The organism is Streptomyces sp. NPDC058664 (assembly GCF_042716635.1).
GTDB lineage: Bacteria > Actinomycetota > Actinomycetes > Streptomycetales > Streptomycetaceae > Streptomyces.
Genome location: NZ_JBHXRW010000173.1, coordinates 1 through 2,817 on the forward strand (window position 1 = coordinate 1; position 2,817 = coordinate 2,817).

The 2,817-nt window shown below is 68.1% G+C and carries 3 protein-coding genes and 1 pseudogene; 2 read left to right on the forward strand and 2 right to left on the reverse strand.

Going from position 1 to position 2,817, the window contains the following annotated elements; genetic code table 11:
* The first annotated feature begins 367 nt into the window (after nucleotides 1–367).
* Together ACFWUY_RS41180 and ACFWUY_RS41185 are read left to right on the forward strand one after the other, a co-directional pair.
* The gene (locus tag ACFWUY_RS41180; RefSeq protein WP_384122032.1) at nucleotides 368–1,447 is read left to right on the forward strand and encodes an IS110 family transposase; all 1,080 of its coding nucleotides are present in this window, start codon (nucleotides 368–370) and stop codon (nucleotides 1,445–1,447) included.
* Between the two features lie 130 nt (nucleotides 1,448–1,577).
* Nucleotides 1,578–2,183, forward strand: a complete 606-nt coding sequence (locus ACFWUY_RS41185; RefSeq protein ID WP_384122038.1) for an IS110 family transposase — start codon at nucleotides 1,578–1,580, stop codon at nucleotides 2,181–2,183.
* Here the strand turns inward: ACFWUY_RS41185 and ACFWUY_RS41190 are convergent.
* Both ACFWUY_RS41190 and ACFWUY_RS41195 read right to left on the reverse strand, forming a co-directional pair.
* Nucleotides 2,097–2,632, reverse strand: a pseudogene (locus ACFWUY_RS41190) (transposase). The gene ACFWUY_RS41185 and the pseudogene ACFWUY_RS41190 sit on opposite strands and share 87 nt — an antisense overlap.
* Nucleotides 2,633–2,652: 20 nt before the next feature.
* Entirely contained in the window at nucleotides 2,653–2,814 is a 162-nt protein-coding gene (locus tag ACFWUY_RS41195; protein ID WP_384122041.1) for a winged helix-turn-helix domain-containing protein, read from the reverse strand.
* Between the last annotated feature and the right edge of the window lie 3 nt (nucleotides 2,815–2,817).

The following is a 2,817-nucleotide window of genomic DNA, read 5'->3' on the forward strand; positions in this document are numbered from 1 at the left end:
ATCACCCGCAGCCGCCTCGGACGACTCACCCGCCAAGGCTTCCTCACCCAACCCGGACGAGGCCGCTACCAGAAACGGACTTAACGTCCACTCAGCCCTCCGCCGAATGTGGCTCGTGTTGATTCGCCGCCTGACAGTGAGGATGTACGTGAGCGTTCTCCGGCGGGGTCTGACCCACCGCCTGACTGACTCAGGGTCCTCAACGGGATCTGTCGGCCCTGTCCGGGGGACGCTCGCCCGCATCCGTCGGGCCGGGGGACGTGACTTCATAAGAGCCTGGCCAGAGGCCCCATCACTGTCTTGTCCGCCCTCCCGGCCGACGGGTGCCATCCCACCCGGTCGAATGGATTGGACGGCACACCCAACGATGGCACAGCACGAGGTCGAGGTCACCGGCGGCGTCGACACCCACAAGGACACCCACACCGCGGCCGCGATCGATTCAGCGGGCCGGGTCCTGGGCTCGGCCCAGTTCCCCGCCTCCGCGCTCGGCTACCGCAAGCTCCTGTCCTGGCTCCGGTCCTTTGGAACCCTGCTGATGGTCGGGGTCGAGGGCACCGGCGCCTACGGCGCCGGACTCGCCCGCCACCTGCGCGAATGTGACGTGGCGGTCGTGGAGATCGACCGCCCGGACCGCAAGACGCGTCGGTGGCAGGGCAAGTCCGACCCGGTCGACGCCGAGGCGGCGGCCCGGGCCGCGCTCGCCGAACGCCGCACCGGAACACCGAAGTTCCGTGACGGCCGGGTCGAGGCCCTGCGGGCGTTGCGGGTCGCCCGCCGCAGCGCGGTCCAGCAGCGGTCCGATGCTGCCCGGCAGATCAAGAACCTGATCGTCACCGCGCCGGAAGGCGTCCGCACCATGCTGCGGCACCTGAAGGACAAGGACCTGCTGACCATCTGCGCGGGCTTCCGCCCAAGCCCCGGCCAGGTCGGCGATCCGGTCACCGCGACGAAGATCGCCCTTCGGTCGCTCGCCCGTCGCCACCGCGACCTGGGCCAGGAGATCGACGAACTGGACCAGCTGATAGCCCCGCTCACCCAGGAGATCAACCCAGCCCTGACCGAGCTGAACGACGTCGGCCCGGACGTCGCCGGCCAGCTGCTGGTCACCGCGGGCGACAACCCCGACCGGCTCCGCTCGGAAGCGGCGTTCGCCATGCTCTGCGGCGTCGCCCCGCTGCCCGCGTCATCCGGCCGCACCCACCGCCACCGGCTCAACCGGGGCGGTGACCGGGCCGCGAACGCGGCCCTCTACCGGATCGTGCTCTGCCGCCTGCGCTGGGACCAGCGCACCAAGCAATACGTGGAGCGGCGGACCAAGGAGGGCCTGTCGAAGAAGGAGATCATCCGCTGCCTCAAGCGGTTCGTCGCCCGAGAGATCTACCACGTCCTGACCACCACGAACGCCAACGCAGCGACCCCGAGCCACCTCGCAACCGCTACTTGACATCCATAAGAGCATCGCCCCACGACGACTCGGCTGCCAATGAGGAATTGTGAATGATCGCTGAGTAGGGAATCGACAGCGAGGTCGTCCGTCGGGAGGCATTCAGCACGCCCCACCGCACGGGGGCACCATGGCCGCGAGCTGGGCCGGCATCGACGCAGGCAAGACCCACCACCACTGCGTCGCGATCGATGAGAGCGGCCGTCGGCTGCTGTCACGACGCGTCGCCAACGACGAGCCCGAACTCCTCGAGTGCCTCGCCGATGTCCTGGCCCTGGGAGACGAGGTGACCTGGGGAATCGACCTGGCCGACGGCGGAGCCGCCCTGGCCATCACGACCTTCCTCAACCACGACCAACCGGTGAACTACATTTCCGGCCGGGCCATCCATCGCGCCTCGGAAAGCTGCCGCGGCGAAGGCAAGACCGATACCAAGGACGCCGCGGTCATCGCCAACCAGGTCCGTATCCGCCGTGACCTGCACCCCTTACGCACCAGCGATGAAACCGTCATCGACCTCAAGATCCTCACCGGGCGCCGCATGGATCTGGTCGCCGACCATACCCAAACAGTCAATCGGCTCCGAGCCCGGCTGCCTGGGATCATCCCGGGCTTGGATCTCACCAACACCGGCCCGCTACTGAGGTTTTCACGGTGGGGTCGGTGGGGTGATAGCCAGACCTGTGGCGGTGAGGCAGCTGTCGATCAGGTGGGGTCGGAGCTGGATTCTGCGTAACTCGCGGCGAAGGGTGCGGTCGAGGTCGTCGGATGTGTCGAAGGCGGTGTTGGCCATCGCCCTGCGGATGAGTGGCCAGACGGCCTCGACGGGATTGAGGTCGGGTGCGTAGGTGGGAGGCGGACGGTGGTGAGCCAGTCGTGCTCGGCCTCGTACCGCTTCAGTCCGGCGGCCAGATGAGTATGGAGATGCTCCCAGATCACCACGATCGGGCCGTCGAGGTGGATGTGCGCGCGGACCAGCAGGTCACGGTAGTCCTTCCAGGAGAAACTCTTGCGTGCACCCTTGAGGAGGAGATGGGTGCGGGGCCGGTGGATGAGGCGGCTCTTCTCGCCGGGTTTGTAGCAGCACAATGCGGCGATGGAGGTCCGGCGGCGGGACCTGTCGCGGACGCGGATGACAGGGGTGTGTCCGCGTCGGCCCCAGGTGCGGGCGCGGGGCGGAGTCATCGAGAACCCGGCTTCGTCCTCTAAGACGATCCAGGCACCGGACGCCGCCGCGAGCCTTTTACCTGCGGCCACACCTCCCTCTTCCATAGCTCCACCGCGTGCTCGTCGCGTTCGAGTGCTCTGCGGGCGGGTGCCTGCCAGGACCAGCCGTGCCGTTTCAACCGCCGCCACACCGTCGCCACCGA

Excerpts from the sequence above, each read along its gene's own strand:
- ACFWUY_RS41180 (WP_384122032.1), top strand. The coding sequence starts at position 368 with ATGGCACAGCACGAGGTCGAGGTCACCGGCGGCGTCGACACCCACAAG.
- ACFWUY_RS41185 (WP_384122038.1), top strand. The coding sequence starts at position 1,578 with ATGGCCGCGAGCTGGGCCGGCATCGACGCAGGCAAGACCCACCACCAC.